At 47.7% G+C, this 1,143-nt stretch carries 2 protein-coding genes; both read right to left on the reverse strand.

What is annotated here, in order from left to right:
- Positions 1–160 precede the first annotated feature (160 nt).
- Complete coding sequence (locus tag METMK1DRAFT_RS00020) at positions 161–667, reverse strand: hypothetical protein (protein WP_009069234.1); 507 nt, start codon at positions 665–667, stop codon at positions 161–163.
- Complete coding sequence (locus METMK1DRAFT_RS00025) at positions 664–1,113, reverse strand: hypothetical protein (protein WP_009069236.1); 450 nt, start codon at positions 1,111–1,113, stop codon at positions 664–666. The genes METMK1DRAFT_RS00020 and METMK1DRAFT_RS00025 overlap by 4 nt, the downstream gene beginning before the upstream one ends.
- Positions 1,114–1,143: the final 30 nt, after the last annotated feature.

Genomic DNA, 1,143 nt, shown 5'->3' on the forward strand with positions numbered 1-1,143 from the left:
CTCCTCTATGTTATAGAAAACTCCGTCTTCGTTTCTAACTAGGGTAGCCTTGGGGAAAGCTACGTCATACTGTTCATATATTCCCTTCAGCACGTATGACATAAGTACATCCCCGCTGTACTTGGGGCGTGTTACCTTGATATCCTTAGGCTCGATCATCTCATCCACCGAGTTGTCCTCCTTGAAACACGTTACCGTAGGCTGTGACGACTAGAACTCCTATGTTGTTGTTGGGGTTGTTAGCTAGATTTAGAGTCACTAGAGCTGTTCCACCAGGCGGTATAGGATTTGGGATTGAATTCGCCCCAATTACTTGGATGGGAGGACCGCTTATCTGATCATTGTTATTAACCGGAACTATCACGACGTACTCTACATAGGACGACACCGTCCCCTGATTCTTAATGCATATTTGAGCCTGTATTGTGGCTTGCCCGTTACCCTGACCCTGTTGGTTATTGTTACCCTGACCCTGTTGGTTATTTATTACTTGCACGCTCAAGCTCTCAGCGTTCTTCTCAGACATTAGAGTTTGAGCCTGCGACAGCTGGAGACTGAACGCCTGTTCCCTAAAACTGATCAACAACAGTGTGCCCATGACGGTCAGAGCTATCAAAAGAAAAATCACCGTACCTATTACCGTGCCTAAACCTTTGGATTTCCTCATAAAACCACCTGGTAAAACGTGCCTTGAGTTGTGAAGAGGGTTACCTGAGTCCCTTGTCCTCCGGTTACCTGAGTCCCTTGTCCTCCAGGGATCTGCTTGATCTGTATCTGGTAAAGGTTATCGGGAAGCAATGTATTTGTTGGATCTGGGATCAAGTGACGACCGTTTACGTTAGGAACCAACTGACAAACGGTAACAGGTGAGGGCGTTGTTGACGTCCCGACCACGGCGTAAGCTATGGTTATTGGGGAGGTGCCGTAGACCTCCACGTATACACAGTTCTTGTACGTCCACATTACCGACATCAACTGTACCTGGGGAGTCTCAACGTAGCTGGCTGTGGGGACCAGGTAATTGTAGTTGAATGCCAGGAAGGCGCCTAGGAGTCCTAGTGTAACTACCAAGGAAAGTAGGGAAGCTACAACCTCTGATAGACCTCTCCTCATCCGTACAACACCTCAGCTGAAGATTGATAC

Origin of the sequence: Metallosphaera yellowstonensis MK1 (genome assembly GCF_000243315.1) — an archaeon.
Classification (GTDB): domain Archaea; phylum Thermoproteota; class Thermoprotei_A; order Sulfolobales; family Sulfolobaceae; genus Metallosphaera; species Metallosphaera yellowstonensis.

Coding starts and splice junctions, on each gene's coding strand:
- METMK1DRAFT_RS00020 (WP_009069234.1), bottom strand. CDS start 667: ATGAGGAAATCCAAAGGTTTAGGCACGGTAATAGGTACGGTGATTTTT.
- METMK1DRAFT_RS00025 (WP_009069236.1), bottom strand. CDS start 1,113: ATGAGGAGAGGTCTATCAGAGGTTGTAGCTTCCCTACTTTCCTTGGTA.